The sequence below is a fragment of the Ruegeria sp. BI7 genome, assembly GCF_056537925.1.
Genome location: NZ_JBQFSK010000001.1, coordinates 498173 through 523517 on the forward strand (window position 1 = coordinate 498173; position 25345 = coordinate 523517).

26 protein-coding genes and 2 tRNA genes are annotated in these 25345 nt (G+C 57.8%); 10 read left to right on the forward strand and 18 right to left on the reverse strand.

Annotated elements, in window-relative coordinates:
- Window positions 1–19: 19 nt before the first annotated feature.
- Entirely contained in the window at window positions 20–484 is a 465-nt protein-coding gene (locus ACR0JB_RS02510; RefSeq protein ID WP_170348224.1) for a putative molybdenum carrier protein, read from the reverse strand.
- Window positions 485–795: 311 nt separating this feature from the next.
- Here ACR0JB_RS02510 and ACR0JB_RS02515 point away from each other — a divergent pair, with 311 nt between their 5' ends.
- Window positions 796–2199 (forward strand): MATE family efflux transporter, encoded by a 1404-nt coding sequence (locus ACR0JB_RS02515; protein WP_254440474.1) that lies wholly within the window; start codon window positions 796–798, stop codon window positions 2197–2199.
- A 5-nt stretch (window positions 2200–2204) separates the two neighbouring features.
- Here the strand turns inward: ACR0JB_RS02515 and ACR0JB_RS02520 are convergent, their stop codons facing one another.
- From ACR0JB_RS02520 to ACR0JB_RS02555, 8 genes are all read right to left on the reverse strand, one after another.
- Window positions 2205–3302: a M56 family metallopeptidase gene (locus ACR0JB_RS02520; RefSeq protein ID WP_170504869.1), complete on the reverse strand. Its 1098-nt coding sequence runs from the start codon at window positions 3300–3302 to the stop codon at window positions 2205–2207.
- Window positions 3289–3684, reverse strand: a complete 396-nt coding sequence (locus tag ACR0JB_RS02525; RefSeq protein WP_170348226.1) for a BlaI/MecI/CopY family transcriptional regulator — start codon at window positions 3682–3684, stop codon at window positions 3289–3291. The genes ACR0JB_RS02520 and ACR0JB_RS02525 overlap by 14 nt, the downstream gene beginning before the upstream one ends.
- Before the next feature lie 66 nt (window positions 3685–3750).
- On the reverse strand, window positions 3751–4155 hold the full coding sequence (locus tag ACR0JB_RS02530; RefSeq protein WP_170348227.1) for a DUF2160 domain-containing protein: 405 nt from the start codon (window positions 4153–4155) through the stop codon (window positions 3751–3753).
- Between the two features lie 8 nt (window positions 4156–4163).
- Window positions 4164–4961, reverse strand: a complete 798-nt coding sequence (locus tag ACR0JB_RS02535) for a carbohydrate ABC transporter permease (protein ID WP_155139158.1) — start codon at window positions 4959–4961, stop codon at window positions 4164–4166.
- Window positions 4958–5821: a carbohydrate ABC transporter permease gene (locus ACR0JB_RS02540; protein WP_170348228.1), complete on the reverse strand. Its 864-nt coding sequence runs from the start codon at window positions 5819–5821 to the stop codon at window positions 4958–4960. Before ACR0JB_RS02540 ends, ACR0JB_RS02535 begins: the two co-directional genes overlap by 4 nt.
- Window positions 5818–6894: an ABC transporter ATP-binding protein gene (locus ACR0JB_RS02545; protein WP_170393468.1), complete on the reverse strand. Its 1077-nt coding sequence runs from the start codon at window positions 6892–6894 to the stop codon at window positions 5818–5820. The genes ACR0JB_RS02540 and ACR0JB_RS02545 overlap by 4 nt, the downstream gene beginning before the upstream one ends.
- 1 nt (window position 6895) lies before the next feature.
- Window positions 6896–7945 carry an ABC transporter ATP-binding protein gene (locus ACR0JB_RS02550; RefSeq protein WP_170357763.1) on the reverse strand — a complete coding sequence of 350 codons (1050 nt, stop codon included), beginning with the start codon at window positions 7943–7945 and terminating at the stop codon, window positions 6896–6898.
- 83 nt (window positions 7946–8028) lie between these two features.
- A complete protein-coding gene (locus ACR0JB_RS02555) occupies window positions 8029–9768 on the reverse strand; it encodes an ABC transporter substrate-binding protein (protein ID WP_170348231.1) in 1740 nt (579 codons plus the stop codon).
- Window positions 9769–10012: 244 nt separating this feature from the next.
- Here ACR0JB_RS02555 and ACR0JB_RS02560 point away from each other — a divergent pair, with 244 nt between their 5' ends.
- From ACR0JB_RS02560 to ACR0JB_RS02590, 7 genes are read left to right on the forward strand one after another with little or no spacing between them, the layout of a single operon-like run.
- Complete coding sequence (locus tag ACR0JB_RS02560) at window positions 10013–11374, forward strand: V-type ATP synthase subunit B (RefSeq protein ID WP_170357764.1); 1362 nt, start codon at window positions 10013–10015, stop codon at window positions 11372–11374.
- Window positions 11352–11957 carry a V-type ATP synthase subunit D gene (locus tag ACR0JB_RS02565; RefSeq protein WP_170393470.1) on the forward strand — a complete coding sequence of 202 codons (606 nt, stop codon included), beginning with the start codon at window positions 11352–11354 and terminating at the stop codon, window positions 11955–11957. Before ACR0JB_RS02560 ends, ACR0JB_RS02565 begins: the two co-directional genes overlap by 23 nt.
- On the forward strand, window positions 11954–13750 hold the full coding sequence (locus ACR0JB_RS02570; protein WP_170393472.1) for a V-type ATP synthase subunit I: 1797 nt from the start codon (window positions 11954–11956) through the stop codon (window positions 13748–13750). The genes ACR0JB_RS02565 and ACR0JB_RS02570 overlap by 4 nt, the downstream gene beginning before the upstream one ends.
- Window positions 13747–14190: an ATP synthase subunit C gene (locus ACR0JB_RS02575; protein WP_170348235.1), complete on the forward strand. Its 444-nt coding sequence runs from the start codon at window positions 13747–13749 to the stop codon at window positions 14188–14190. The genes ACR0JB_RS02570 and ACR0JB_RS02575 overlap by 4 nt, the downstream gene beginning before the upstream one ends.
- Window positions 14190–14867 (forward strand): hypothetical protein, encoded by a 678-nt coding sequence (locus tag ACR0JB_RS02580; protein ID WP_170357769.1) that lies wholly within the window; start codon window positions 14190–14192, stop codon window positions 14865–14867. The genes ACR0JB_RS02575 and ACR0JB_RS02580 overlap by 1 nt, the downstream gene beginning before the upstream one ends.
- Before the next feature lies 1 nt (window position 14868).
- Window positions 14869–15561 carry a hypothetical protein gene (locus tag ACR0JB_RS02585; protein WP_170393474.1) on the forward strand — a complete coding sequence of 231 codons (693 nt, stop codon included), beginning with the start codon at window positions 14869–14871 and terminating at the stop codon, window positions 15559–15561.
- Window positions 15558–17399: a V-type ATP synthase subunit A gene (locus ACR0JB_RS02590; protein WP_170393476.1), complete on the forward strand. Its 1842-nt coding sequence runs from the start codon at window positions 15558–15560 to the stop codon at window positions 17397–17399. The genes ACR0JB_RS02585 and ACR0JB_RS02590 overlap by 4 nt, the downstream gene beginning before the upstream one ends.
- A 9-nt stretch (window positions 17400–17408) precedes the next feature.
- Here the strand turns inward: ACR0JB_RS02590 and ACR0JB_RS02595 are convergent.
- From ACR0JB_RS02595 to ACR0JB_RS02620, 6 genes are all read right to left on the reverse strand, one after another.
- Window positions 17409–17483, reverse strand: a tRNA-Glu gene (locus tag ACR0JB_RS02595).
- Window positions 17484–17506: 23 nt separating this feature from the next.
- A tRNA-Glu gene (locus tag ACR0JB_RS02600) sits at window positions 17507–17581 on the reverse strand.
- 98 nt (window positions 17582–17679) lie between these two features.
- Window positions 17680–19422 (reverse strand): single-stranded-DNA-specific exonuclease RecJ, encoded by a 1743-nt coding sequence (gene recJ, locus ACR0JB_RS02605; RefSeq protein WP_170504900.1) that lies wholly within the window; start codon window positions 19420–19422, stop codon window positions 17680–17682.
- A gap of 93 nt (window positions 19423–19515) precedes the next feature.
- Window positions 19516–20499 carry a class II fructose-bisphosphatase gene (glpX, locus tag ACR0JB_RS02610; protein WP_170393480.1) on the reverse strand — a complete coding sequence of 328 codons (984 nt, stop codon included), beginning with the start codon at window positions 20497–20499 and terminating at the stop codon, window positions 19516–19518.
- 70 nt (window positions 20500–20569) lie between these two features.
- Window positions 20570–21856 carry a homoserine dehydrogenase gene (locus ACR0JB_RS02615; protein ID WP_170348241.1) on the reverse strand — a complete coding sequence of 429 codons (1287 nt, stop codon included), beginning with the start codon at window positions 21854–21856 and terminating at the stop codon, window positions 20570–20572.
- Between the two features lie 127 nt (window positions 21857–21983).
- A complete protein-coding gene (locus ACR0JB_RS02620; RefSeq protein ID WP_170348242.1) occupies window positions 21984–22232 on the reverse strand; it encodes a hypothetical protein in 249 nt (82 codons plus the stop codon).
- A 99-nt stretch (window positions 22233–22331) separates the two neighbouring features.
- On the opposite strand from ACR0JB_RS02620, the gene ACR0JB_RS02625 reads away from it, so the two are divergent.
- A complete protein-coding gene (locus ACR0JB_RS02625; RefSeq protein WP_170357779.1) occupies window positions 22332–22919 on the forward strand; it encodes a TetR/AcrR family transcriptional regulator in 588 nt (195 codons plus the stop codon).
- On the opposite strand, the gene ACR0JB_RS02630 is transcribed toward ACR0JB_RS02625, so the two are convergent.
- Window positions 22916–23827, reverse strand: coding sequence for a pirin family protein (locus ACR0JB_RS02630; RefSeq protein ID WP_170504909.1), 912 nt, complete (start codon window positions 23825–23827; stop codon window positions 22916–22918). The genes ACR0JB_RS02625 and ACR0JB_RS02630 overlap by 4 nt on opposite strands.
- Before the next feature lie 147 nt (window positions 23828–23974).
- Here ACR0JB_RS02630 and ACR0JB_RS02635 point away from each other — a divergent pair, with 147 nt between their 5' ends.
- Window positions 23975–24466, forward strand: coding sequence for a hypothetical protein (locus ACR0JB_RS02635; RefSeq protein ID WP_170393488.1), 492 nt, complete (start codon window positions 23975–23977; stop codon window positions 24464–24466).
- Here the strand turns inward: ACR0JB_RS02635 and ACR0JB_RS02640 are convergent.
- Both ACR0JB_RS02640 and ACR0JB_RS02645 read right to left on the reverse strand, forming a co-directional pair.
- Window positions 24429–24947, reverse strand: coding sequence for a pilus assembly protein (locus tag ACR0JB_RS02640; protein ID WP_170393490.1), 519 nt, complete (start codon window positions 24945–24947; stop codon window positions 24429–24431). The genes ACR0JB_RS02635 and ACR0JB_RS02640 overlap by 38 nt on opposite strands.
- Window positions 24948–25020: 73 nt before the next feature.
- Window positions 25021–25263: a hypothetical protein gene (locus ACR0JB_RS02645; RefSeq protein ID WP_226688819.1), complete on the reverse strand. Its 243-nt coding sequence runs from the start codon at window positions 25261–25263 to the stop codon at window positions 25021–25023.
- Window positions 25264–25345 lie beyond the last annotated feature (82 nt).

The window sequence follows — 25345 nt, forward strand, 5'->3', positions numbered from 1 at the left end:
CGAAATCGAACCTTGGGTTTCACGGCGAGAGTTGTCGCAAAGTCCGATCCAGCACCGCCCGTACCTGCGCCCCGATTTGTGGTGCTTCCGAGGCACGGGGGCCGGCGATGTTCAGAACCGACACCGGGTTTGCCTGCAGCCACTCACTGACATGCGCGGCACTGGTCGCTATTCCTTTTCTGACATCGACGGTCAGATGTAACTTTCCAGTTTCTTCAGCGAAAACAATAGTTTGCTGCGTTCCGGGGCTGATTGAGCCATCCACAAAGATCAAGGTAGCATCGCTCGATAAGACATTGCAGCGGGTGCGTTCCACAACGTCTTCGGAGTGCGTTTCGGTCAGACCGTCGAATTGGGCCGGAATCCTTCCATCCTCGTTCATGCGCCCTTTGGGGACCCAGCCACCGTATGCAAAACCGTTTTGGCGTGCGAACTCCAAAGCAGCCATATCTACGCCAGTCTGTCCACCTGAGACAATTTTCATGACTCACGCCCCTATTTGTTGTGGTCTAGATTAGTCAGGTTGCCGGTGTACCGCAAACCGGCGAAATTCAAAGGGCTGGAGGTATTCACCCCTTGCACGAAACGGATTTTGAGCGGTTCATGGGATCGTCAAACTGTCACCTGAAGGTCGGTTTGTCGCCTTGGACGCAATTGCCGTACGGTCAGAGTGGTCCGAATTTGTCCTGTAGTTCCTGTACGGCTCTCAGGTAGTGCAAGAGGAACTGGGGGCTTACCGGGCAGTTCCCCCAACAGAACCAGAGAAGTGCCCGCATTCAAAAAGGCTAATAAGGCATGGCGACACAATCTGACAGCAAGGCGGTCTTTCTGACGGGCAGCCTGATGGGGCACGTGACCCGGATGTCCTTGACCACCAGTATTGGTCTTATGGCAATTTTCGCCGTTGATTTCGTCGACATGATTTTCATCTCGATGTTGGGAAACGATGCGCTGGCCGCAGCTGTTGGCTATGCCGGGACGCTTTTGTTCTTCACCAACTCGGTCAATGTTGGCCTTTCGATTGCGGCAGGGGCCCTGGTCGCTAGGGAACTTGGCGCCGGGCGGCACGAACAAGCCCGCCAATTCGGCACCAGTGTGGCTGTTCTGGGTGCCGTCGTCGGGTTGATCGTGTCTGTAATCGTCCTGTTCAATCTGACGTTCTTTCTGTCGCTTCTGGGCGCAGAAGGCGAGGTGCTGCGTTTGGCTGCCCGCTATACCTCGATCATTTTGCCAACCATGTGGGTGATGGCTGTGGCGATGACCGGTATGGCGGTTCTGCGCGCTTACGGAGATGCCCGGCGTTCGATGTTGGCCACGATTTATGGCGGTGTGGCAAACGCCGTGCTGGACCCGATTCTAATTTTTGCTGTCGGGCTGGGGCTGGATGGGGCGGCCATCGCATCAGTCATTGCGCGTATTTGCATGTTGATCGCAACGGTCAGACCGGCGGTGCGGGTACACCGCGGGTTTGGTCGGCCCTCTTTGCAGCAGCTTGGGGCGGATATTCGTCCGGTCAGCGCAATTGCCGTACCTGCCGTTCTGACCAATATCGCCACCCCCATCGGCAATGCCATCGTCATTCGTGAGATTGCACAGTTCGGAACGGACGCGGTGGCTGGCATGGCCGTGATCGGGCGGCTATTGCCCGTGGCATTTTCGGTCATTTTTGCCCTGTCCGGGGCCATTGGACCTATTGTCGGGCAGAATTTCGGGTCGGGGCAGTTCGACCGCGTAAAGCAGAGTTTTCTGGCCGGGGTCAAATTCACCGCTGTTTATGTCTGCCTGATGGCCGCCACCCTATTCTTATTGCGCGCGCCGATTGCTGATCTGTTTCAGGCGCAGGGGGAAACGCGCGCACTGATCTACCTGTTTTGCGGGCCGCTGGCCTTGGCGTCGTTCTTTAACGGTGTGATCTTTGTTGCGAATGCCAGTTTCAACAATCTGGGTCACCCTGTGTATTCGACTTGGGTGAACTGGGGGCGGCATACTTTGGGCACATGGCCCTTTGCTGTGGCCGGTGCCTATATCGCAGGGGCACCGGGGGTCCTGCTGGGGCAGGCTTTGGGCGGTGTAATCTTTGCGGGGGTCTGCTGGGTTCTGGTCCGCCGGGTCGTATCAAAACTGGCTACGCCGCAACCGATGGACCCGTTTGCCGGGCAGACCCGATTGCAGGCGCTGTTTGGGCGGCGAGGTTGGTAGATCAATCAGTTGCCCTGATTGCGCGCCTCTAGCCGTTCCAGGTTGACAACAGTCGACAGCATCAGCCGGTCGTGGCTCCAATCCTCGGTCTGTTGGATCGAAGCAGCACCGAGGCCTAGAACCAGTGCAAACAATATTGTCAGGCCTAGGAACATGAACGGCATAGATGAGTTAACCGAAGGCGCATCGGCCAGTGCGATTACGCGTTGCCGCAGAACCCGCTTAGCTTTGCCTCCCGTAACCAGAGCAACATTCAGCACACGCGGGCTGCCGCGCACAACTGTTCGGGCGCAATAGTCCAAAAGACAGCTGGTGTAGTCCTGCGTGTCGATGCCTTTGCGGGCAACGACCGATTGATCACAGGCCAACTCACGCAGGCGGTCGAACTGGTATTTCAAGACCAGATAGGCGGGGTTCCAGAACAGAAGGGGGCGCAGCAGTTCGAACCCCAGTTCCCACTCTACATCACCGGCGCGGATGTGTTGCAGCTCATGCGCAAGGGCAAAGCGCATTTCGTGCGGGGAATCCAGCAGATGGCTGGGCAGCACTACATGGCGTCGACGCAGGCCGCGCACAGCAAAGGGAACGGTGATGCGGTCGGACAGGCGGATGTCCACCTTGGCAGAGCGTCGCCACAGAAAGCTGGTGTTCACTGTCTCGCGGATCGACAGCCCGTCGCGGATGACGCGCAGGGTATAAATCAACGCTGCCAGCGCCAGCAGCGCAAGGATCACCAAAACAACGGGGTGATCCCCGCTGAACAACACATCGACCCAACGCTGGCGTGTGTTCAGTAAGGCTTCGAACTGGGTGGCTGGCATGGCAATATCACCACGCAGATAAGCCGCCACGGCGATGTCACCGATGGCTACAGTGCCTTTTGCCGGGGTGTGAGTGGCCAGCACGGACACACCCAATGCCAGAACGGGGCTGAGGACGACGCACAGGCAAAGCGCCTTGAGCGCGCGCAGTTGCGCCACAAATCCGTGGCTGAAGGATGTTCTGGACAGAATGCCTCGGGCTGCCAGCCACACAAGCGCGGCTAACCCAAGGACCAGATTCAATTCCAGATACGCGTCGAGAACCGGTTTAACCGCTGTCATTTTGCAGTCTCCTCTCTACCAGTGCTCGAATTTCCTCCAGATCGGCTTCGCTGAGCCCTGCGTCGTCAACCAAACGCGCGACCAGTGTGGCGGGCGTGTCGTCGAACAGGGTCCGCGACAGGTTTTGCAGCGACCGCGCCTGATATCTGTCCTTCTCCAGCAGCGGCGTATAGATCAGCGTCTTTCCATCCTTGCGGCTTTCGACAAATCCTTTTTCATCGAGAATACGCAGGATGGTGGCGCCAGATGTATAAGCCAGATTGCGTTCGGCTGGCAGGCGATCAAGCACGTCACGGACCGAGCCCTGACCCAGCGCCCAGAGCTCGTTCATGAACTCAAGTTCTACTTCGGTCAGCAGGTTTGTTGTTTTTTTCTTTCGCATCGGTCTTTCGTGTCGCATTTTTTAGTATGCCTGACAGACAAGCATCCTTTCGCTGTTTCGCAAAGCTTAAACTTTCCAGAAGACGAAGATGCCCCAGCCGACGGACAGAAAAAGTGGTGTCCAGACCGGCTGACCCACCAGACCAAGCCAGGCCAGAAAGATATAGGCTGATCCCAGCAGGGTGATGAATAGCCGGTCGCCCAGCGTGGTTGTCAGGCCTAAAACACCCCGTCGTTCGATGCCGTCGCGGTACTTGAAACCTTCGAGAACGCCGATCAGGGCAATGGCCGAAAAGATGCCTACGAATACGGCCAATGTGGCCGGGGTCCAGGCCATCCAGAAATCGGGCCACAGGGGTGCGGTCCAGGAAAAGCCCTTTTCCTCTTGCTGGCCGACATTGCCCCATCCGGCCTGAGCCTGTGCAAAAGCCGTCGAGGGCAGGAAGGGAAGGATGAGTAGCAATTTTCGCATTTCGAACCTCATACACGACCCATCGCGAAACCACGCGCGATGTAGTTGCGGACAAACCAGATGACGATGGCGCCGGGGATGATGGTGAGCGTTCCGGCGGCGGCCAGCAGGCCCAACTCATACCCCGCGCTGGACGCGGTGCGGGTCATCACGGCTGCGATAGGTTTGGCCTCGACCGCGGTCAGGGTTTTGGCCAGTAGCATCTCAACCCATGAGAACATGAAGCAAAAGAACGCCGCGACGCCCACGCCCGCTTTGATGTTGGGCAGGAAGATGGTCACGAAGAAACGCGGGAAGGAATAACCATCGACATAAGCCGTCTCATCCAGTTCCTTCGGGATGCCACGCATGAAGCCTTCCAAAATCCACACCGCAAGCGGTACGTTGAACAGCGTATGCGCCAACGCCACGGCCAGATACGTGTCGAACAGGTGGATCGACGAATAAAGCTGGAAAAACGGCAGGGCGAAGACCGCTGCTGGGGCCATACGGTTGGTCAGCAGCCAGAAGAACAGCTGTTTGTCACCCAGAAACCGATAGCGCGAGAACGCATAGGCGGCAGGCAAAGCTACGCAGACAGAAAGAACCGTGTTCAGAGTCACATAGGTGATCGAGTTGATGTAGCCCCAATACCATGTTGGATCAGTGAAGATGGTGATGTAATTTTCCAACGTAAAGGTCTGGGGAAACAGGGAAAAGCCCGACAGGATCTCATTCGTGGTCTTAAAGGACATCGCCACCAGCCAATAGATCGGCAGCATCAGGAACGCGATATAGAGGATCGGGATGATGGAACGCTTTTTCATTCTGCGTCATCCTTTGTCATCAGAGTGTAGAATAGCCACGACACAAGCAGCGTGATGGCGAAATAGATCAGGCTCATCGCGGCCGCAGGACCAAGGTCAAATTGCCCCAGCGCGATCTTCACAAGGTCGATCGAAAGCAAGGTGGTCGAGTTGCCGGGGCCGCCGCCGGTCAGAACGAATGGCTCGGTGTAGATGTTGAAGCTATCCATGAACCGCAACAAGACTGCGATGGTCAGAACCGTTTTCATCTTGGGCAACTGGATATAGCGGAACACCGACCACGGGGTGGCACCGTCGATCTTGGCCGCTTGGTAGTACGCATCAGGGATCGACACGAGCCCCGCATAGCACAGCAAGACTACCAGCGAGGTCCAGTGCCAGACATCCATGACGACGACAGTGATCCAAGCCGAGATTGGCTGTTGGGTCATGTCATAATTGATGCCCAAAACGTCATTCAGAAAGTAACCCAGCAGCCCGATCTGGGGCAGGGTGAAGATATTCCACATCGAGCCGACCACATTCCACGGGATCAGCATCGGTAGCGCCATAAGCACCAGACAAACCGGCACCCAGAACCCTTTGCGTGGCATCGACAGGGCCACGATGATACCTAGCGGGACCTCGATGATCAGGATCAGGAAGGTGAACAGAAACTGCCGCCCCAGTGCGGCCTGGAACCGGTCAGATCGCAGGATTTGTTCAAACCAACCAAGACCTTCCCAGAAGAACTGGTTGTTGCCGAAGGTTTCCTGCACCGAGTAGTTGACCACGGTCATCATCGGCACCAGCGCGTTGAACGCGACCAGCGCCAGAACGGGCAAGACAAAGAACCAGGCCTTTTGGTTTTCGGTTCTCATTGCACCCGCTCCTCGGTTGCGATCCAGCCGTCACGATAGACGCGGGATTGTTCAGGTTTGAATTGCAGAAAGACTTGTGATCCGGGCTCGGGTACACTGTGTTCGGTCACAGCCTTAAGGGCCGTGTTCCCGACCATCGCACTGACAACAAAGTGGCGGCCGATATCGGCCACTTTGGTCACATGCGCCGGGATGCCGGTGTCCCCAAAGCCCACATACTCAGGGCGGATTCCTAGGTGTGTACGGCCTCCGTCACCAAGGGTGGGACCTTCCAGCATCACCTCGTGGCCTTCGAACACGGCGCGGTCGCCTTTGGCCTCGCAGGGCAGGACATTCATGCCGGGTGAACCTATAAAGTGTCCGACAAATGTGTGCTGGGGGCGTTCAAACAGTTCGACTGGAGTGCCGATCTGAACCACTTCGCCTTCCTGCATTACGACGACTTCGTCCGCGAAAGTCAGCGCCTCGGTCTGGTCGTGGGTCACATAGATCATCGTGGCTTGCACGCGCTGGTGCAGTTCTTTCAGCTTTGACCGAAGTTTCCATTTCAGATGCGGGTCGATCACCGTCAGCGGTTCGTCAAACATCACCGCGTTTACATCATCGCGCACAAGACCGCGCCCCATCGAGATTTTCTGTTTGTTGTCAGGGCTCAGGCCCGATGCGCGGGTGTTGAGCATATCCGTGACGTCCAGCATTTCGGCAATCTCATCCACGCGACGTTTGATTGTCGCTGGGTCCACGCCGCGGTTTTTCAGCGGGAAGGCAAGATTTTCACCCACCGTCATCGTGTCGTAGATCACCGGGAACTGGAACACCTGCGCAATGTTGCGTTGATCGGGGGGCAGGGAGGTGACGTCGCGGTCATCGAACAGAATCTGCCCCTCGGACGGCGTCAACAGACCCGAGATGATGTTCAGCAGAGTGGACTTGCCGCAGCCCGACGGGCCGAGCAGCGCGTAGGCCCCACCATCGCGCCAGGTCACATCGATTTCCTTCAGCGCGTAATCTTCCGGGCCTTTTGGCGTTGGCATATAGCTGTGTCGCAGGTTTGAAAGCTTGATCTGTGCCATGTCAGGCCACCCTTTTGCCGTCTTGGCCGAAATACCGGCAATGCGCCGGGTTCATGTAAAAGCTGTGATCCTCACCGACCTGATAGGGATGCACACCGGCAGCCAGCGAGACCCACGCTTCATCCCCATGTTGGAAATGCGCGCTGGAATCGGAACCGGACAGTTCAGTGACGATCACACGACCGGTCAGTTCCACATCTGCGTCCGAGGTGCGGACCGGTGTCACGCGGTGCGGACGCACAGCAACCATGTATTCTCCATCAGCCATATCCGTAACGGTCCAGCCGCCCCCGCCCGCCAGTTGCGCCTGAGCGCCAGTGACCGAGACTCGAGCCACATTGATTGGCGGGTCCGAAAACACCCGCGCAGCGGCGATGTTTTCGGGATTGCGATAGATATCAGCGGTTGGGCCGAACTGAGTAACGTGGCCGTCTTCCATCAGAGCGGTGTACCCACCTAACAGCAGGGCCTCTTCTGGTTCCGAGGTGGCATAAACCACGACGGCACCGCGACCTGCAAACAGGTCTGGTAATTGTTCGCGCAGCTCTTCGCGCAATTTGTAGTCAAGGTTCGCCAACGGTTCATCCAGGAACACGGCGCGGCTTTCTTTCGCGATGGCACGGGCCAGCGCGGTACGTTGTTGTTGCCCGCCCGACAGCTCATGCGGGCGACGGTTAAGCATCGGGCGCAATTGCAGCAGATCGGCGGCCTCTTCCACGCGGCCCTCGATCTCGGATTGCGCCATACCAGCCACGCGCAGGGGCGAGGCGATATTGTCGAAAACACTCATATGCGGGTAGTTCACGAAGAACTGGTGTACCAAGCTGATCTGACGCTTTTGCGTGTTCAGCCGTGTCACATCCTGCCCATCCATCAGAACCTTGCCCGATGCGATCGGGTCCAACCCGGCCATCATCTTGATCAAAGAGGTCTTGCCCGAGCCCGTCGCGCCCAACAGCACGTTGAAATGGCCCGTTTGCAGCGTCAGGTTGGTGGGTTTGATATGGATGACGTTGCCAACCCGTTTGGTGGCATCTTGTAATTCGATCATGTCCGTGAGTTCCGGTCCTTCAGTGCATCGCACTGGTCTTTGGGGTGGGGATGCCTGAACCGGCACCCCCAGGTTTCAATAGTCTATTGAGCCTGCCAGCGCTGAACCAGTTCGTCATAGTTGACGGTCTGGCCTTGCGGTTTTTCGTTCTCAAGCTTGGCCTTTGGCGAACCCTCTTTTTCCAACCAGAAGGCAGGATCCTGCGGGTCGTTCAGGCGTGGACCACAACCACCGTAGACACCGGCGCTTTCGTCCGCGGCCTGCATACGGGCCATGGTGATGTCCATCTCTTCAGCCAGACGGTCCATCGCCTCTTGCGGGGTAAACGCACCCGAGTTCACGTCACCGATCTGCTGCCACCAGATCTGGGCCAGCTTCGGATAGTCCGGCACGTTGATGCCGGTGGGCGACCATGCCACACGGTCAGGCGAGCGATAGAACTCGACCAGACCACCCAGCTTGGGTGCGCGCTCGGTGAAGGACTCGTGATTGACCGAGCTGTCGCGGATGAAGGTCAGACCCACGTGGGACTTCTTCACATCGACAGTCTTGGAGGTCACGAACTGAGCATAGAGCCAAGCCGCCTGAGCACGATCCGCAGGGGTCGATTTCAGGAATGTCCAAGACCCCACGTCCTGATAACCAACCTTCTGGCCTTCTTCCCAGTAGGGGCCGTGCGGGCTGGGTGCCATCCGCCACAGCGGCGTGCCCTCGTCATCCACGGTGTTGTTACCTTCGGATTTCGGCTTCACCATGTCGGCAGTAAAGGCGGTGTACCAGAAGATCTGCTGGGCGACGTTGCCTTGGCTAAGCGCTGGTAGCGACTGGTAGAAGTCATAGGACGCCGCACCCGGAGGCGCATAGGCACGCAGCCACTCATCCCATTTGCGGATCGCATAGACCGCAGCGGGACCGTTTGCAGCGCCGCCGCGGGACACGGATGCACCAACAGGGTTACAGGTGCCCGCTTCCATGCGGATACCCCACTCATCAACCGGAATGCCGTTCGGCTCGCCAACGTCGCCGGCACCGGCCATTGACAGCCACGCATCGGTCATACGCCAACCAAGGTCAGGTGCGCGCTTGCCGTAGTCCATGTGGCCATAGATCGCCACTCCGTCGACTTCCTTCACGTCATTGGTGAAAAATTCGGCAATGTCTTCGTAAGCCGACCAGTTGACCGGAACACCCAGGTCATAGCCGTACTTTTCTTTGAACGCGGCTTTGTTGGCTTCGTCGTCGAACCAGTCCTTGCGGAACCAGTAAAGGTTCGCGAACTGCTGGTCAGGCAGCTGGTACAGCTTGCCGTCCGGACCGGTGGTGAACTGAATGCCCATGAAGTCATCCAGATCCAGCGTCGGTGAAGTTGTCGCCGCCCAATCGCCAGCCATCATGTCGGTCAGCGGATAGGCCAGTTGCAGGCGCGAGTGGGTGCCGATCAGATCGCTGTCATTGACATAGCCGTCATACAGATTCCGGCCGGTCTGCAGCTGGGTTTGAACCGCCTGAACCACTTCGCCTTCACCGAGGATCTGGTGGTTGACCTTGATGCCGGTGATTTCTTCGAACGCCTTGGTCAGGACCTCGGATTCGTAAGAATGTGTCGGGATGCCTTCGGACAGGACGTTGATTTCCATGCCAGCGTAAGGCTGTGCAGCTTCGATGAACCACTGCATTTCCGACATCTGTTCGTCTTTCGACAAGGTCGATGGCTGGAATTCGTCGTCGATCCAACGTTGTGCTGCGGCTTCGTCGGCCCAAACGGGACCGTGCCCCGCAATGACGGCAGCCGCCGCCACTGCGGAAAGTAGATGTCTCCGCATCTGTCTCCTCCCAAAAAATTATGGTTGTCCGGCGCTAACCGGATGACCGACAGCATCAGCGATTTTCTGCGCACCTGTCAAACTAAATTTTTAGTAAATGATAATTCCGCCGGTTTCGAAGGGTTGATTTATCCTCGGTTGCCAATTTCTGAATTCGTTGTAAGCTGTCCTTACAATTACAAAAAATGCCACTGACCACCGTGGCGAATTTACTGAAAATCTCTTTGACGCATGGGGGTAAGTGATGTCCCGAAGCCTGTTGAAGTACACGCGTGTTCTGGAAATTGTCGGTGACACGATCAAGGTTCGGGTGCCGATTGATGGCGCGCGCGACCCAGCCGTTCGCTTCAACGATCTGGCGGTGATCGAGACGGTGGATGGCCGCAAAACTCTGGCGCAGGCGATCTTAATCGACCGGGACGTGGTGACGTTGCAGGTGTTCTCGGGCACCAAGGGCATATCCACCGAGGCGACAGCGACCTTTCTTGGCCACCCGATGCAGACGCCCTATTCGGCTAACATTTTGGGGCGCGTGTTCGACGGGGCGGGGGTGGCGATCGACGGCGGACCCGACCTGACTGCCGAGCCGCGCATCGACATCGGTGGTCCCACCGTAAACCCGGCCGAGCGTGCGGTCCCCAACAAGATGATCCGCACGGATGTGCCGATGATCGACGTGTTCAACACGCTTGTCGAAAGCCAGAAAATCCCGATTTTCTCGGTCTCAGGTGAACCGTTCAACGCCTTTCTCAGCCGAATCGGTATTCAGGCGGATGCCGATATCGTGGTGTTCGGCGGGCTGGGATTGATCTTTGATGACTATTACACGTTCCGCACCTCCTTTGAGGATGCGGGCGTGTTCTCGCGCACCGTGATGTTCGTCAATCAGGCGATGGACCCTCTGGTCGAACGCTTATTGGTGCCGGATATGGCGTTGGCCGTGGCCGAGAAATTCGCGGTGGAAGAGGGCAAGCGCGTGCTGGTTCTGATGACTGACATGACCGCTTTCGCCGATGCGATGAAAGAAGTGGGGATCAGTCAAGAACGCGTTCCATCGCAGCGCGGATATATGGGTGACCTCTATTCGCAGTTGGCGCGCCGGTACGAAAAGGCGTGTGATTACGCCAAGGGCGGGTCGGTCACCGTGTTGACCGTGACGACAATGCCAGGCAATGACGTGACCCATCCGGTGCCGGACAACACGGGCTATATCACCGAAGGCCAAATTTACCTGCATTCGGGTGTGATCGACCCGTTCGGCAGCCTGTCGCGCCTCAAGCAGAACGTAGTTGGTAAGACGACCCGCGAAGACCACGGACAGATTATGAACACGATGATCCGGTTTTATTCGGAAAGCCGGGACGCCGCGCAGAAGCAGGCGATGGCCTTTGACCTGTCGGATTACGATCACCAACTGCTGAAGTTTGGCGCGCTGTTCCGTAAGCGTTTCATGGATATCAACGTCTCGATCCCGCTGGAGGATGCGCTTGATCTGGGCTGGAAAACCCTGGCAGAGTGTTTTGCCCCAGAACAATTGCTGATGAAGCAATCTCTGGTCGACAAATATTTCCCAAAGGATGCCGATGGCGCGGTTGCAGCTGAATAAATCGTCGCTCGCCCGCGAGCAGACGCAGCTGAAAAGCTATGAGCGGTTCCTGCCGTCACTGGACCTCAAGCGCCAGCAATTGATGGCGGAACGTGTGAAAGCCCGTGAGGAAGTGAGACAGCTAGAGGACGAGGTGCAAGAGCTGGCCCAGCAGGTGGGGGCAAAGCTGCCAATGCTGGCACAGCAAAGCATCGATCTGGACGGGCTGGTGGAACTGAAAGACTACAGGATCAAAGAGGTCAACGTGGTGGGCGTCAAGATGCCTGATCTGGACCGGATCGAGGTTGCTGTGCGCCCCTATTCGCTGTTGGCAAAACCCCATTGGGTGGATGCCGCGGCGCAGTTGCTGCATGACATGATCGAGGCGCGCCTGCGGGTCAAAGTAGCCGAGGAGAGGGTCAGGATTTTCGACAAGGCTGTTGCCACGATCACGCAGCGGGTGAACCTGTTCGAAAAGGTTCTGATCCCGCGCGCCAAGGCCAATATCAAGAAGATCCGCATCTATTTGAGTGATGAGCAGATGCAGGCCGTCGTCCGCTCGAAAATCTCCAAGCGCAAACATGCGCAAGAGGCGGCGTCATGAGTATCGCCCGCCTCAAAAAGCTCTCGCTGGTAGGACGAGCAGCGCAGAAAACAGCAACGCTTGAGGCGTTGCAGGAACTGGGGTGCATGCATGTATTGCCGCTGGCCCCGCCACCATCTGAGCCGGAAAAGATTAACGCGCGCGGTGCAAGAGATGCCTATAAGGCGTTGCGATTCCTGACAGATGTACCTGAGCCACGCCGCCAAATTCAGCGCGACACGGACTTTAATATGGATCAGTTCGTCAAGGATGTGCGGGACCTGATGCAGCGCAGTCGCGACATGACAGACAGGCGGGATTTTCTGGCCGATCGCATTGCGAAGGTGCGGCCGTGGGGCGATCTGGATTTTCCGCCCGATGACGTTCTGGCGGGCAACCGGCTATGGTTCTACCAACTGCCGTTAAAGCGTCGAGATGCTTTGAATGACCTGACGCTGCCTTGGGCGATTCTGGAGCAGGACCATAGGTTTATTTATGCCGTTCTGATCTCGTCGGATGAGCCCGCCGACGACATTCTGCCAGTACCGCGCACCCATACGGGGTCACTGCCCATTCATGAGCTTGAGGCCCAGTTGGAAGAGGCGGAAATTGCCATCGAAGCGCTTGAGGCCGAACGGGTCGCCCAGACCCGCTACTTGACGCTGATGCGGCGTAACCTCTCGGTGGCTGAGAGCGCGGCAGAGCTTGCCCATGCGACGCAGAAAGTGCGCGACGAAGAGGCGATGTTTGCCCTTCAGGGCTGGGTGCCAGAAGATCGCGTTGATGCCGTGTTGGACATGGCGAAGGGTAAGGACGCCGCGATTCTGATCGAGGACCCAGGCCCCGAAGACTCGCCACCCACGCTGTTGGAGCAGCCGGAAAAACGTAACGCTGCCGTAGATTTGGCGCTGTTTTATCAAGTGCCGGGTTATAAGGACTGGGACCCAAGCGTCATCGTCGCCGTGTCCTTCGCGTTCTTCTTTGCCATGATTGTGGCCGATGCGGGGTACGGCGTGGTCATTCTTTTGGGCCTGCTGCTGTTTTGGAAACGAATGGACGGAACTGCCGGGCAGAAATCATGGCGTCGGTACGGATTGATCATTTCGGGCGCGACGATTGTATATGGCGTTCTGGTGGGCAGTTATTTCGGTGTGTCACCGCCGGAAGGGTCGATCCTCGCCAAGGTGAAACTGCTCGATCTGAACAATTTTGGTGCCATGATGATGGTCTCGATCGTTGTGGGAGTTCTGCATCTGGTGCTGGCCAATGCACTGGCCGCCCACGCCGCCTGGGGGCAGCGCAAGGCGATTGCCAATCTGGGCTGGATCGCTGCACTGATTGGCGGATTTGTTTTGTGGCTCAGCTATATGAAGGGAAACTCTGCAACACCCGGTGCGGTGATCCTTAGCGCGGGTGTTCTGGCGATCCTTTGGTTTTCCAGCGATCGCCAGATCAACAAGCCAATCGATTGGTTGTGGCGTCTGATTGGCGGCATCCAAGCCCTGGCCGGAGCGATGGGGGCGTTTGGTGACGTCCTCAGTTATATGCGCCTGTTCGCGCTGGGCTTGGCTTCGGCCTCGCTGGCGATCACATTCAACGATCTGGCGGTGTCAGTGATGCACGCGCTGAAGGGGCCCGGCATCCTGTTCGCTCTGTTGATCCTGATCGTCGGTCACGCCTTGAACTTCGCCCTCGCGATGATGAGCGGCGTCGTCCACGGGCTGCGTCTTAATTACATCGAATTCTTTAAATGGGGTTTGCCGGATGAAGGCATCGTCTTTCGCCCGTTTGCCCGCAAGGAGGTTCAGGAATGAATGAGCTTGTTCTTACATTGGGTTGGCTGGGGATTTACGCACCGATGGCACTGGGGGCGGCGGCAAGCGCCATTGGCTGCTCCATTGCTGGTATGGCCAGCATCGGTGCCATGACCGAGACCGAGGGGGGCTATGGCCGGTTCGTCGGCGTTTCAGCCTTTCCGTCGACCATGGTGATCTATGGCATCGTCATCATGTTCACCCTGAACCGTGAGGTGACGCCTGAAAATGCGGGCGGGTTGTTCGGGATCGGCATCTTGTCGGGCATCGCCTTGATGTATTGCGGTATCTGGCAGGGCCGGGCCTGTGCAGCAGCGATCAATGCAACCAAAGAAAAGCCGGAAATCTTCGGGCTGTCGTTGGCACCGGCCGCGATTATCGAAGGCTTTGGCGTTTTCGCCTTCGTCTTTGCCTTGGTCATTAGCGCGGGGATAAGCTGATGGCGCAGGATGGCATGATCTCTCACGGTGTTGACGCGCTGATCGACAAGTTGCGCAACGATGGGGTGGCCGCTGGCCAGGCGGATGCAGATAAACTGCGCGCCGATGCCAAGGCCGAAGCGGCAAAGATTCTGGCCGACGCCAAACGCGAGGCGGACGCGTATCAAAAGAAAGCCCGCACGGATTCTGACAACTACCGCGCAGCGGGCGAAGAGGCGCTGAACACTGCCATGCGGGATGCGGTGCTGACCATGAAAGCCGGGCTGACGGACCGCTTCCGCGAAGATGTCGAACGTCTGGTCACCAAGGAAATGGCCGATCCAGACCTGCTGAAGCAGATGATACTCGAAGTTGTGGGCCGTGCGGCAGAAGGCGCCAATCTGGACGGAAAGGTCGAGGTCATTCTGCCCGCCAAGATCGCCACGCAAGAAGATATCAAACAGAATGCCGACGATATCCAATCTGGCAAGCTAACCAAATATGTACTGGGTCTGACCGCTGAAATGCTGCGCGAGCAGGTCGAACTGCACGCCTCGGATGATGCCGAGGGTGGCATACGGGTGCGGGCGGACGATCAAGGCGTGGCTTTGGATCTGACGGATAAAGCGGTGGCCTCGTTGCTGATGGAGCATCTACAGCCGCGTTTCCGGGCCGTTCTGGAGGGGGTGATCCGTTAGAATGCCAAACCCTGACGCCTATATCGCGCTGATCAGCAGCTTACCGGGGTCGGAGCGGTTGTTTGTCGCCAAACAGCCGCCCTTGTCGCGGTTGCGGCTGGATCGACGTTTAACGGCGCTGACACCCGAGGATGCGCGCGTTTTGAAGGTGTTGGAGCATGCTTTGAACTGGGGCGACTACGAAATCGGGGTAACCGACGCGCAGGCCATTGGGCGCTGCAACGAGGCGTTGCACGATATCTCGCAGCCCACCTTGCGCAAGATACTTATTGAGCGGATGGACTTGCGTACTGTAGTGGCCGCGCTGCGCCTGCGCAAACAGGGGGTCAGCCCACCTGCCGGATCGTTCGGTATGGGGCGTTGGGTCCGCCATATCCCTGCCAATTGGAACGATCCGAGCTTTCGATTGGAAGGTCCGATGCCTTGGATCAAGGAGGCCCAGCAACTATTGGACGCTGCAGATCCTTTGGGCTTGGAGCGGCTGCTCTTGTCGGTCAGCCACAAGCAACTGAAACGCCACGCTGCCCGCCATTATTTCGATTTCGAAGCGGTGGTGATCTACGTGCTGATCTGGAACATTTTCGACCGCTGGGCGCAAAGTAACGCGCAGGACGCGGCCATAAGATTTGAACACCTGGCGCAGCAGGCCATGGCCAATGTTGCCAAGATCGACTTTGAGGGAGCTAACACATGACTGCCCCAACCTCTGCCAAACAGACCGCCACCGCCCGTGTCGTCTCGGTGCAAGAGGGGTTAGTGCAGATACGGGCCAACCATGACGCCTCGGGGCAACCCGGGCAGTTGGTCAAGAACGAAGTGGTCTTTATTCTACCAACGCGCCCCGGGCCGGGTGGGCGGCAGGAACGCCTGAAGGCCGAGGTGCTGCGGGTACGTGGTAATACGGCGGATGTGCAGGTCTATGAAAGCACCGACGGGGTTGCCGTGGGCGACCCGGTCGAACAATCTGGCCAATTGCTGTCGGTCGAGCTGGGGCCGGGTTTGTTGGGGCAGGTGTTCGACGGGTTGCAATCGCCTTTGCCCAAAGTAGCGGCTGATTTTGGCACCTTCCTGCCCCGCGGGGCCGATGTCGCTCCGCTGGACGATCAGGCAAAATGGTCGTTCAGCCCTTCGATCAAGGTCGGGGATACGGTGACGGCCGGTGACAGCATCGGAACGGTCCCCGAGGGACATTTCACCCACAAGATCATGCTGCCGTTTAACTGGATGGGTGATTACAAGGTCATCTGGGTACAAAAAGGCGCGGCCACGATCCACGACATAGTGGCCCGTCTGGAAGATGAGCAAGGCGGCGAACACACGCTGACCTTATGCCAGAAATGGCCAGTGCGGCGGCCTTTATCGGAAAGCATTCTGAAACGCGCGCTGTCCGAGCGGTTGTATCCGAGCGAACCGGTCCTGACCTCTCAACGCCTGATCGACACGTTCTTTCCCATCGCACGCGGGGGGACGGCCTGTATTCCAGGGCCGTTTGGGGCGGGCAAGACCGTTCTGCAAAACCTGATCGCGCGCAATGCCAAGGTGGATATCGTCATCGTCGTAGCTTGTGGCGAACGGGCGGGTGAAGTGGTTGAGACGATCCACGAGTTTCCCAAGATGACCGACCCAACCACGGGTGGCAGTCTGATGGATCGTACGATCATCATCTGCAACACGTCGTCCATGCCGGTTGCCGCGCGCGAGGCCTCGATCTTCACCGGTATTACGCTGGGCGAATACTATCGACAGATGGGCTATGACGTGTTGCTGATTGCTGACAGTACCAGTCGCTGGGCGCAAGCGATGCGCGAAACATCCGGAAAACTTGAAGAAATCCCGGGCGAAGAGGGTTTTCCTGCCTATCTGGAAAGCTCGATCAAGGGACTGTATGAGCGTGCCGGAGCAATGAAAACCAATGACAGCGAATTGGGCAGTCTGACGCTTATCGGAACCGTCTCGCCCGCCGGCGGCAACTTTGACGAGCCGGTCACACAGTCTACCCTGTCCACAGTGAAATGTTTCCTCGGCCTGTCTTCGGAACGCGCGTACAAGCGGTTTTATCCTGCGGTCGATCCGATGCTTAGCTGGTCGCGCTATACGGATCAATTGTCCGACTGGTACGACAAAAACGCCGAACCGGGTTGGACCGGCAAGGTCCGCGATTTGCTGGCCCTGATCGAAAAAGGCGAACAGGTCGATCAGATGATGCAGGTGACGGGGGAAGAGGGCGTCACGATCCAAGATTTCGTAACCCAGCAAAAAGCGCTGTTTGTGGATATGGTTTATCTGCAGCAGGACGCGTTTGACAAAGTGGACGCGACGGTGCCGCTGGAACGTCAGAAAATGACCTTCAAGCTGGTCTACGACGTGACCCAATCAACTGCGGAGTTCGCTGACAAGGCCGAGGTTCGGCAGGTGTTTACGCAGGTCACAGGATTGATGAAGAACTTTCACTATGCGGCGGAAAACACACCGGAATTCAAGTCGACCTGGGGGCAGATACAAAATCTGTGCCGCGAGAAGTTTGGTGTCTAAATAGGGAAGTGGTAGCCCGTAGGGGAATCGAACCCCTCTTTCCAGGTTGAAAACCTGGCGTCCTAACCGATAGACGAACGGGCCATTTGGTATGGCGCAAGCACAAGTGGTAGCCCGTAGGGGAATCGAACCCCTCTTTCCAGGTTGAAAACCTGGCGTCCTAACCGATAGACGAACGGGCCACGCTGGCTTGTGGAGGGCCTTTTACGGTTTCGCCCGGACCCCCGCAAGCCGAAAAATGCAAGGACGTGAAAGTTTTTTCCAAGACCTGAAATCAGGCTTAAATGGCCTCTGCTGCGTCTTCCAGCCGAAGTTGCACACTTTGGCGTCCACCCCACGTGTTCACTTCCAGCCGTCCGGCGAAATGAAAGCGCGCGCCGCCGTGATTTGACAGCTTTTCGCCCATCGGACCGTCAAAGGCCCCAAAGGCAATTGCATCCAGACCGCCGCCAACACCGTCGGACAGGGACAGTTTCAGATGGGATTCACCAACGCGTTTGGCAAAACGCACCTGCAGGTCGGGCAGCGCATATCGCGGGGCTGGGGCGCTGGCCCCGAACGGACCTGCCTTTTCGATCTGTTCGATCAGATCAATAGTGGCTGCACCAGGCATCAGGGTGCCATCCAGTTTCAAATCGGCCGGACCGCCTTCACCCGCGCCTTGCTTGGCCAGCAATTCGCTGAGACGCGCCATGGCAGGTTCCAACTGGTCGCGCATCACGGTCAGCCCCGCCGCCATCTTGTGGCCGCCACCCTTCACCAATAACCCTTCGGCCGCTAGCCGCTGGATCGACGCACCCAGATCAACGCCCGAGATCGAACGGCCCGAGCCTTTGCCCTCATCCCCGTCGAAACCGATGACAATCGCGGGGCGGTTGGCGTTTTCCTTCAGGCGTGAGGCCACGATGCCGACTACACCGGGGTGCCAGCCTTCACCCGCAGCCCAAACCAGCGGCGCATCCAGACCACGTTCCTCGGCCTGCTCCGAGGCTGCGGCACGCACGGCGTTTTCGATGTCACGACGCTCGGTGTTCAATTCATCCAAGCGTTGCGAGAGCGCCTGCGCCTCATGCATCGATTCTGTGCTAAGCAACCGCGCGCCCAGGTCCGCCTGACCAATGCGCCCGCCCGCGTTCACGCGCGGACCCAGCAGAAACCCCAGGTGATAGCTGTTAGGCGCCGAGTCCATGCGCGCCACATCCGATAGCGCCACAAGACCGGGCCTTTGCCGTTGGGCCATAACCTTCAGGCCTTGTCGCACAAGCGCCCGGTTTGCCCCGATCAGCGGGGCCACATCAGCCACGGTCGCCAGCGCAACGAGATCCAGCAGACCAATCAAGTCAGGCCCCTTTACACCTGCCTCACGCAGTTGACGTCCGGCTTCGACCAGCATCAGAAACACGACACCGGCGGCGCAGAGAAAGCCCAGATCGCCGCTTTCATCCTGCCGGTTCGGGTTCACCACGGCAGCACAATCGGGTAGAGTTTCGCCGCCCAAGTGGTGATCCAAAACGATCACATCCGCGCCCTTGGCGGCTGCAATCGGTTCGTGACTCAGCGTGCCGCAATCGACGCAGATTATAAGGTCATGCGTGGCGGCCAGTTCCTGCATCGCGGGCACGTTGGGGCCATAGCCCTCGTCAATTCGGTCGGGTACGTACAAAGTAGCCTGCAGGCCCATCTGCCGCAGCCAAACCAGCAGCAAAGCCGCAGAACTGGCGCCATCTACGTCATAGTCCGCGAACACTGCGATCCGCTGATTGTTCGTGACCGCTAACAGGAATCGCGTTGCGGCTTTTTCCATATCCTTCATGTCGCGCGGGTCAGGCAGCAGTTCTTTCAGTTTGGGTTCCAGAAACCCGGACGCCTCCATAGCAGAGATGCCGCGTCGCGCCAGAACCTGACACACCGCGCGGGGCAGACCGGCCTGTTGGATCAGCATTTCCGCGGCCCGCTCAACGTCGGGCACTGGGCCGACCCAACGTCGCCCGGATAGTGACTGCTCAACCCCAAGATAACTCATGGTGTGCCTCTTATGCGCCAAGGCCGGACCCTCTCGGATCCGGCCTCTTCATCTTTTTCCAAATACTCTCGCCGAAGGCAATGGCGCAAGCCATCACGCTTTGTCGTGGGGCCACATCGGCGTGCGATACGACATGCGGCGGACCGAGCCGGTTTTCGACCGCATCAGCAGCGTGGTGGTTTCGACCCAGCCGGGTTCGCGCTTGATGCGCGGCAACAACGAACCGCCGGTGACACCGGTGGCAGCAAAAATCACGTCGGCGGTGACCATTTCGTCGCGGGAATAAACGCGGTCCAGATCGGTGATGCCTGCCTTAGCAGCGCGGCCGCGTTCGTCATCGTTGCGGAACAACAGGCGGCCAAAGATCTGCCCGCCCATGCATTTAAGCGCAGCTGCAGCCAGAACGCCTTCGGGCGCGCCACCCGAACCCATATACATGTCGATGCCGGTCTCTTCGCTTTCGGCACAGTGCATGACACCGGCCACGTCACCATCGGTGATCAGGCGGATCGAGGCGCCGGTTTCACGGACTTCAGCGATCATCGCTTCGTGACGGGGACGCTCCAGAATGCAGACGGTGATATCGGCAGGCTCACAACCCTTGGCCTTGGCCAGTGCTTCGACCCGTTCGCGGGGCGACATGTCCAGATTGACCACACCTTCGGGGAACCCCGGACCAATGGCCAGCTTGTCCATGTAAACGTCCGGTGCATGCAACATCGAGCCGCGCGGGCCCATGGCGATCACGGTCAGCGCATTTGGCATGTCCTTGGCGGTCAAGGTGGTGCCTTCCAGCGGGTCCAGCGCGATATCCACACCAGGTCCGTTTCCGGTGCCGACTTCTTCGCCGATATACAGCATCGGCGCTTCGTCGCGTTCACCTTCGCCGATAACAACCACACCCGCGATATCCAGCAGGTTCAGCTGTTCGCGCATGGCGTTTACTGCTGCCTGATCGGCGGCTTTTTCGTCGCCACGCCCAACCAGAGAGGCGGACGCCAGTGCGGCCTGTTCTGCGACCCGCGCAAGGCCCAGAGACAACAGTCGGTCGTTGAAATCAATCTTGGCAGCACTCATTTTTCACTATCCTCAGGTCAGTATCGGCGTTTTCTTCGGCATAGCCTGCGTCTTGGGCAGGCCGCAAGGGTCAAACCTCTTCGATGCGCAATGCAACTGGCTCATCCGCCACCACATCGGTGTCCCGTAGCCCGTTCAGGGCAACGTCCAGCGTGGCGCGCGTGGTTTTGTGGGTGACGATCAGAACCGGAGCGGTGCTTTCCGTATGCCCGTATTGGCGCATCCGGTCGATTGAAACACCTGCATCGCCCAGAATAGCCGCCACTTTGGCCAGCGCACCAGGTTTATCGAAGAGGGCAAGCCGCAGATAATAGGGGGCGGGCAGTCCGGTCACCGCAGGCTTGGCATCTTGCAACGAGGTTGCGGGGCGACCAAAGGTCGGGATTTGCAGCCCGCGTGCCAGATCGCAGACATCGCCCATCACTGCGCTTGCCGTAGGGCCTTCGCCAGCACCGGGGCCGCGCAGCACGACTTGCTCGACCGCGTCGCCCTCGATCACCACCATGTTTGTGCCGCCTTCCAACTGCCCCAAGGGTGAGCTGCTGGGCACAAGGCACGGCTGCATACGCTGTTCCAAACCACGAGCCGAGCGTTGCGCGACGCCCAGCAGTTTGATGCGATAGCCCATATCGGCGGCTTGATGAATGTCTTCCAGGGTGATCTGCTGAATGCCTTCGATCTGGATTCCATCGAAGTTCGGCTTGGTGCCAAAGGCGATCGAAGACAACAACGCCAGCTTATGCGCCGCGTCGATGCCGCCAACGTCCAGGTTCGGATCGGCCTCAAGGTACCCAAGCTGCGCGCATTCTTCGAACAGCGCGTTATAGCCCAGCTCCTGCGATTGCATGCGGGTCAGGATATAATTGCAGGTTCCGTTCATCACGCCCATGACACGGGTGATCTCATTTCCGGCCAGCCCTTCGGTCAGCGACTTGATCACCGGGATACCGCCTGCAACGGCGGCCTCGAACCGGATGACACGACCGGCTGCTTCGGCCTTTTCGGCTAGGTCCTGACCGTGGATCGCCAGCAGTGCCTTATTGGCGGTCACCACGTCCTTGCCAGTGGCCAGCGCCGCCTCGACCGAGGCTTTGGCCGGGCCGTTTTCGCCGCCGATCAGTTCGACAAACACATCGATGTCATTGCGCTTCGCCAACGCCACGGGATCGGTTTCCCAGGCGTAGTCCGACAGGTTCACACCGCGATCCTTATTCGCATCGCGCGCCGAAACGGCAACGATCTCGACAGATCGGCCCGTGCGTGCCTGCAGCAGGTCTGCGTGGCGGCGGATGATCTTTACGACACCCACGCCAACCGTTCCCAAGCCCGCAATTCCCAGCCGCAGCGCCTGTGTCATCCCGTGGGTTCCTTTCCGCTCGAAATTTCCGTGGTTTCGGGCCTTTTGCCCGTTCAGCGCTGCCTTAGCGGGTTCAGCGCTAGGGTGCAATGCGTACCGGTCCCGGATGGGGCTTAATCGTAGGGGCTTAGTTGATTTCCGCGTTCTGGAGTTCTTCTGACTTTTTCTCAAGTTCCTCACGCCGCGCAATCAAGTCTTCTTCGACCACGGCTGCCTCGTTCACCGGATCAACGGCGGGGCCCAGTTTTTCCTGCAGCGGGATAAGCTTAGGATAGCGTGCCGACTCCAGCTCCGGCAACTCGCGCCCTTCCAATTCTGGAATATCGGTGCATCCGGCACATGCGAGCATCAGTATCAGCAAAGGCAGGGGTTTCATGCAGAACTCTTTCAACATCAACTGAAACTGTGATGCACCTTTTAGTGACTTGGTTCAAGCGGGGTTCTATCTGAACAAACGTTCAGATACTGTGTGGGAATGGCACGTACGCAAGGTTCACATTCCGATATTACCGGCCCACGCATCCGCAAGGCGGCGCTGGGTTTGTTCGCCCGTCACGGCTATGCAGCCGTCTCGATGCGCCAGATCGCGTCCGAGGTCGGGGTGCAGGCAGGGGCTCTGTATAACTACACGCCGGATAAACAAAGCCTGCTATACCGTCTGATGCACGAACACATGCAAGAGCTGCTTTTGGCTTATGACGACCTTGACCATCCTGCCGATGCGTCCGAGGCGTTGCGCCAGTTCGTAGGGTTTCATATCCGCTTTCACCTGGAGCGCCCAGATGAGGTGTTCATTGCCTATATGGAATTGCGCAACCTGACACCGGAAAACTTCTCGGAAATCGAGGCCTTGCGCCGCAGCTATGAAAACGCGCTAGAGACCATCTTGCGCAGCGGGCAGCAGGGCGGGGTGTTCGATATCGCGGATACCAAGATCGCCACTCTCGCCGTCATTGCCATGCTGAACGGGGTGATGACTTGGTATCGCGCAGGTGGACGCTTGTCGCTGGACGAAGTCGAGCAGGTCTATTGGGACATGGTGCGTAGATCGGTCTCGATCTAGTGAGCCGGTCGAATGAACGTGCCATTACGCAATTCGCGAAAGGCCTGTTCCAATTCGGACCGTGTGTTCATGACAATCGGGCCGTGCCAAGCCACAGGTTCGGCAATCGGTGCCCCTGAGATCAAAAGGAATCGCACGCCTTCAGCCCCGGCCTGCACCGTGATCTCATCGCCGCTGCCAAAGCGCACAAGGGTTCGATCACCGGACATGTCCCGAATGTTAACTTCTTGCCCTGCAACCTCTTTTTCCAGCAGGACGCCAGTAGGATGCGACGCGTCGGCAAAGGCTGCCTGACCTTCAAACACATATGCGAAAGCACGGCGATAGGTATCAATCCGGAATGTTTTCTTGACCCCTGCGGGGATTTGAATGTCTAGGTATTGCGGGTCGGCTGCGATCCCATCGACCGGACCGGTCTTGCCCCAGAACTCTCCTACAATCACACGCACAGTTGTTCCGTCATCATCGGTGATTTCCGGGATGTCCCTGCTTTGCACGTCCTGATAGCGCGGCGCAGTCATTTTCTGTGCCGAGGGCAGGTTGCCCCACAACTGGAAACCATGCATTTGGCCAGCGGCGTTACCTGTCGGCATTTCCTGATGCAAAATCCCAGACCCGGCTGTCATCCATTGCACATCTCCGGCGCCCAATGTCCCGCTGTTGCCCAATGAGTCCGAGTGGTCAACCGTGCCAGCCAGAACATAGGTGATCGTTTCGATTCCACGATGAGGGTGCCATGGGAAACCCGCTTGATAATCCTGTGGGTTCTCATTGCGAAAGTCGTCAAACAGCAAGAAGGGGTCCAGTTCAGACGGATCCTGAAACCCGAATGCGCGGTGCAGTTTTACGCCCGCGCCCTCAAGCGTTGGTGTGGATTTACGGGTTTCCAAAACCGGTCGTAGGGACATTGTGACCTCCAATAGCTTTGGCTTGCATGTATGATTAGCGCGGGTCGGGTCAATCAGCAGAAAAGAACGGGTGCTGTGCGGAAATCTACCCCTCTGTCCTTCCCGGAACAAAACCGTTAAACCGTGACGAAAATATCGGGGAGTCACATGCATCAAGAGGTTTTGGCCACCATCAGGCCCTCAATCGCCAGACGTTGGCTGGGCACCGGAATGTTGGGCTGTGTCGGTGTGCTTGTTCTGTATGTCGCGTTGTCGCATCCATCCGAACCGATATGGCTGGTTTTCCTGCTTGTGGTGGGTGGTGCGTCTTTCTGGTTGGCCTACCGAATGTGGTTCGCGACCGATGATGCGATCGAGTTGACGCAAACCGAACTCAGAACCGGGGCAGGGCGGCTGATTGCCAAAGTCGAAGATATCGAGAGCATTGACCGGGGTGTTTTTGCGTTCAAACCCTCAAACGGGTTTCTTCTAAAGACACGGCAAAGTGCCGAAAATAGCTGGGCGCCTGGCCTGTGGTGGCGATTGGGACGTCGGGTGGGTGTCGGCGGGGTAACAACGGCCGCCGAAACCAAGTTTATGTGCGAAATACTGCAGGCTCTGGTTACGACTGGCAGCCCTGTTGAGAAACAACCCCAATAATCTGATTTTCGAAGCGCGGACGCGTGAAGATGTAGTTCTCGAATTGATAGTCGGTATCCAGCCAGGCGGGCTTGACTGTCCATTCATAATCGTTTGACGATTCCACGATAATCATCGGCTCTAGGTCGGCCATGGGTGGAAGTCGGTCGCGCAATCTGTCGATATTGCCGTTGTCCCATATCCCGGGAAATCCGCAGGTTGTTGACCATTCCACATCGTAGTAGTCGTCGCCACCGTTTTCGAAATACCGGATGAATGACACACGCAATCTCATCTCGGCGGTGCTGTTTACCATCCGTTGCATCAGAGTGTGCATGGACTCGATGTAAGTGTCAGTAACAGTGTCTTTTTCCCGCGAGAGCAGATCGCTTACCGTATACGCGGCTTTCACGTTCAAAGTGCTTTGGCGAAAGCCGTCAAAGAACGTGTAGGTCAGCGAGATCGTCATAACGAAGATCGGGAATAACAGCAGGGACTCCAAGGTGAGGCTCCCGCTCTCACGCCGTGCGGAGCTTCTCAGATACTGTCGGATTCTAGTAAGAAAACGCATTGTATCAAGGCTCCTGAACAAAAGCGGTCGTTGAAGTTAGAGAGATCACACCATCGTCACTGACCAAGGCGACTGCCATGTCTGATCCGGGGAAAACCGGATCAATCTGTGCGCAAGCGCGCAAGATCATCAGCTCATTTGCCGGACCATTCGTGAATTCCCGAACGGGTTTTGTCGGTTCCGCACGGTCCGTACAGTCCGGTGACACAGGCAGCGTGACGCCAGTGAAGGCGCTCTGACGGATCATTTCCAGCTGCAAGTTACTCGTGCAATCGTCAATTACGAGGGATCTTTCGCAAATTGCATCCTTGATTTGATCGTGCGTGGGC

Coding starts and splice junctions, on each gene's coding strand:
- ACR0JB_RS02535 (WP_155139158.1), bottom strand. CDS start 4,961: ATGAAAAAGCGTTCCATCATCCCGATCCTCTATATCGCGTTCCTGATG.
- ACR0JB_RS02565 (WP_170393470.1), top strand. CDS start 11,352: ATGGCGCGGTTGCAGCTGAATAAATCGTCGCTCGCCCGCGAGCAGACG.
- ACR0JB_RS02570 (WP_170393472.1), top strand. CDS start 11,954: ATGAGTATCGCCCGCCTCAAAAAGCTCTCGCTGGTAGGACGAGCAGCG.
- ACR0JB_RS02580 (WP_170357769.1), top strand. CDS start 14,190: ATGGCGCAGGATGGCATGATCTCTCACGGTGTTGACGCGCTGATCGAC.
- ACR0JB_RS02635 (WP_170393488.1), top strand. CDS start 23,975: ATGCATCAAGAGGTTTTGGCCACCATCAGGCCCTCAATCGCCAGACGT.
- ACR0JB_RS02615 (WP_170348241.1), bottom strand. CDS start 21,856: ATGACACAGGCGCTGCGGCTGGGAATTGCGGGCTTGGGAACGGTTGGC.
- ACR0JB_RS02630 (WP_170504909.1), bottom strand. CDS start 23,827: ATGTCCCTACGACCGGTTTTGGAAACCCGTAAATCCACACCAACGCTT.
- ACR0JB_RS02585 (WP_170393474.1), top strand. CDS start 14,869: ATGCCAAACCCTGACGCCTATATCGCGCTGATCAGCAGCTTACCGGGG.
- ACR0JB_RS02590 (WP_170393476.1), top strand. CDS start 15,558: ATGACTGCCCCAACCTCTGCCAAACAGACCGCCACCGCCCGTGTCGTC.
- ACR0JB_RS02545 (WP_170393468.1), bottom strand. CDS start 6,894: ATGGCACAGATCAAGCTTTCAAACCTGCGACACAGCTATATGCCAACG.
- ACR0JB_RS02530 (WP_170348227.1), bottom strand. CDS start 4,155: ATGCGAAAATTGCTACTCATCCTTCCCTTCCTGCCCTCGACGGCTTTT.
- ACR0JB_RS02550 (WP_170357763.1), bottom strand. CDS start 7,945: ATGATCGAATTACAAGATGCCACCAAACGGGTTGGCAACGTCATCCAT.
- ACR0JB_RS02625 (WP_170357779.1), top strand. CDS start 22,332: ATGGCACGTACGCAAGGTTCACATTCCGATATTACCGGCCCACGCATC.
- glpX (WP_170393480.1), bottom strand. CDS start 20,499: ATGAGTGCTGCCAAGATTGATTTCAACGACCGACTGTTGTCTCTGGGC.
- ACR0JB_RS02525 (WP_170348226.1), bottom strand. CDS start 3,684: ATGCGAAAGAAAAAAACAACAAACCTGCTGACCGAAGTAGAACTTGAG.
- recJ (WP_170504900.1), bottom strand. CDS start 19,422: ATGAGTTATCTTGGGGTTGAGCAGTCACTATCCGGGCGACGTTGGGTC.
- ACR0JB_RS02575 (WP_170348235.1), top strand. CDS start 13,747: ATGAATGAGCTTGTTCTTACATTGGGTTGGCTGGGGATTTACGCACCG.
- ACR0JB_RS02560 (WP_170357764.1), top strand. CDS start 10,013: ATGTCCCGAAGCCTGTTGAAGTACACGCGTGTTCTGGAAATTGTCGGT.
- ACR0JB_RS02520 (WP_170504869.1), bottom strand. CDS start 3,302: ATGACAGCGGTTAAACCGGTTCTCGACGCGTATCTGGAATTGAATCTG.
- ACR0JB_RS02515 (WP_254440474.1), top strand. CDS start 796: ATGGCGACACAATCTGACAGCAAGGCGGTCTTTCTGACGGGCAGCCTG.
- ACR0JB_RS02510 (WP_170348224.1), bottom strand. CDS start 484: ATGAAAATTGTCTCAGGTGGACAGACTGGCGTAGATATGGCTGCTTTG.
- ACR0JB_RS02540 (WP_170348228.1), bottom strand. CDS start 5,821: ATGAGAACCGAAAACCAAAAGGCCTGGTTCTTTGTCTTGCCCGTTCTG.
- ACR0JB_RS02555 (WP_170348231.1), bottom strand. CDS start 9,768: ATGCGGAGACATCTACTTTCCGCAGTGGCGGCGGCTGCCGTCATTGCG.
- ACR0JB_RS02620 (WP_170348242.1), bottom strand. CDS start 22,232: ATGAAACCCCTGCCTTTGCTGATACTGATGCTCGCATGTGCCGGATGC.
- ACR0JB_RS02645 (WP_226688819.1), bottom strand. CDS start 25,263: ATGATCCGTCAGAGCGCCTTCACTGGCGTCACGCTGCCTGTGTCACCG.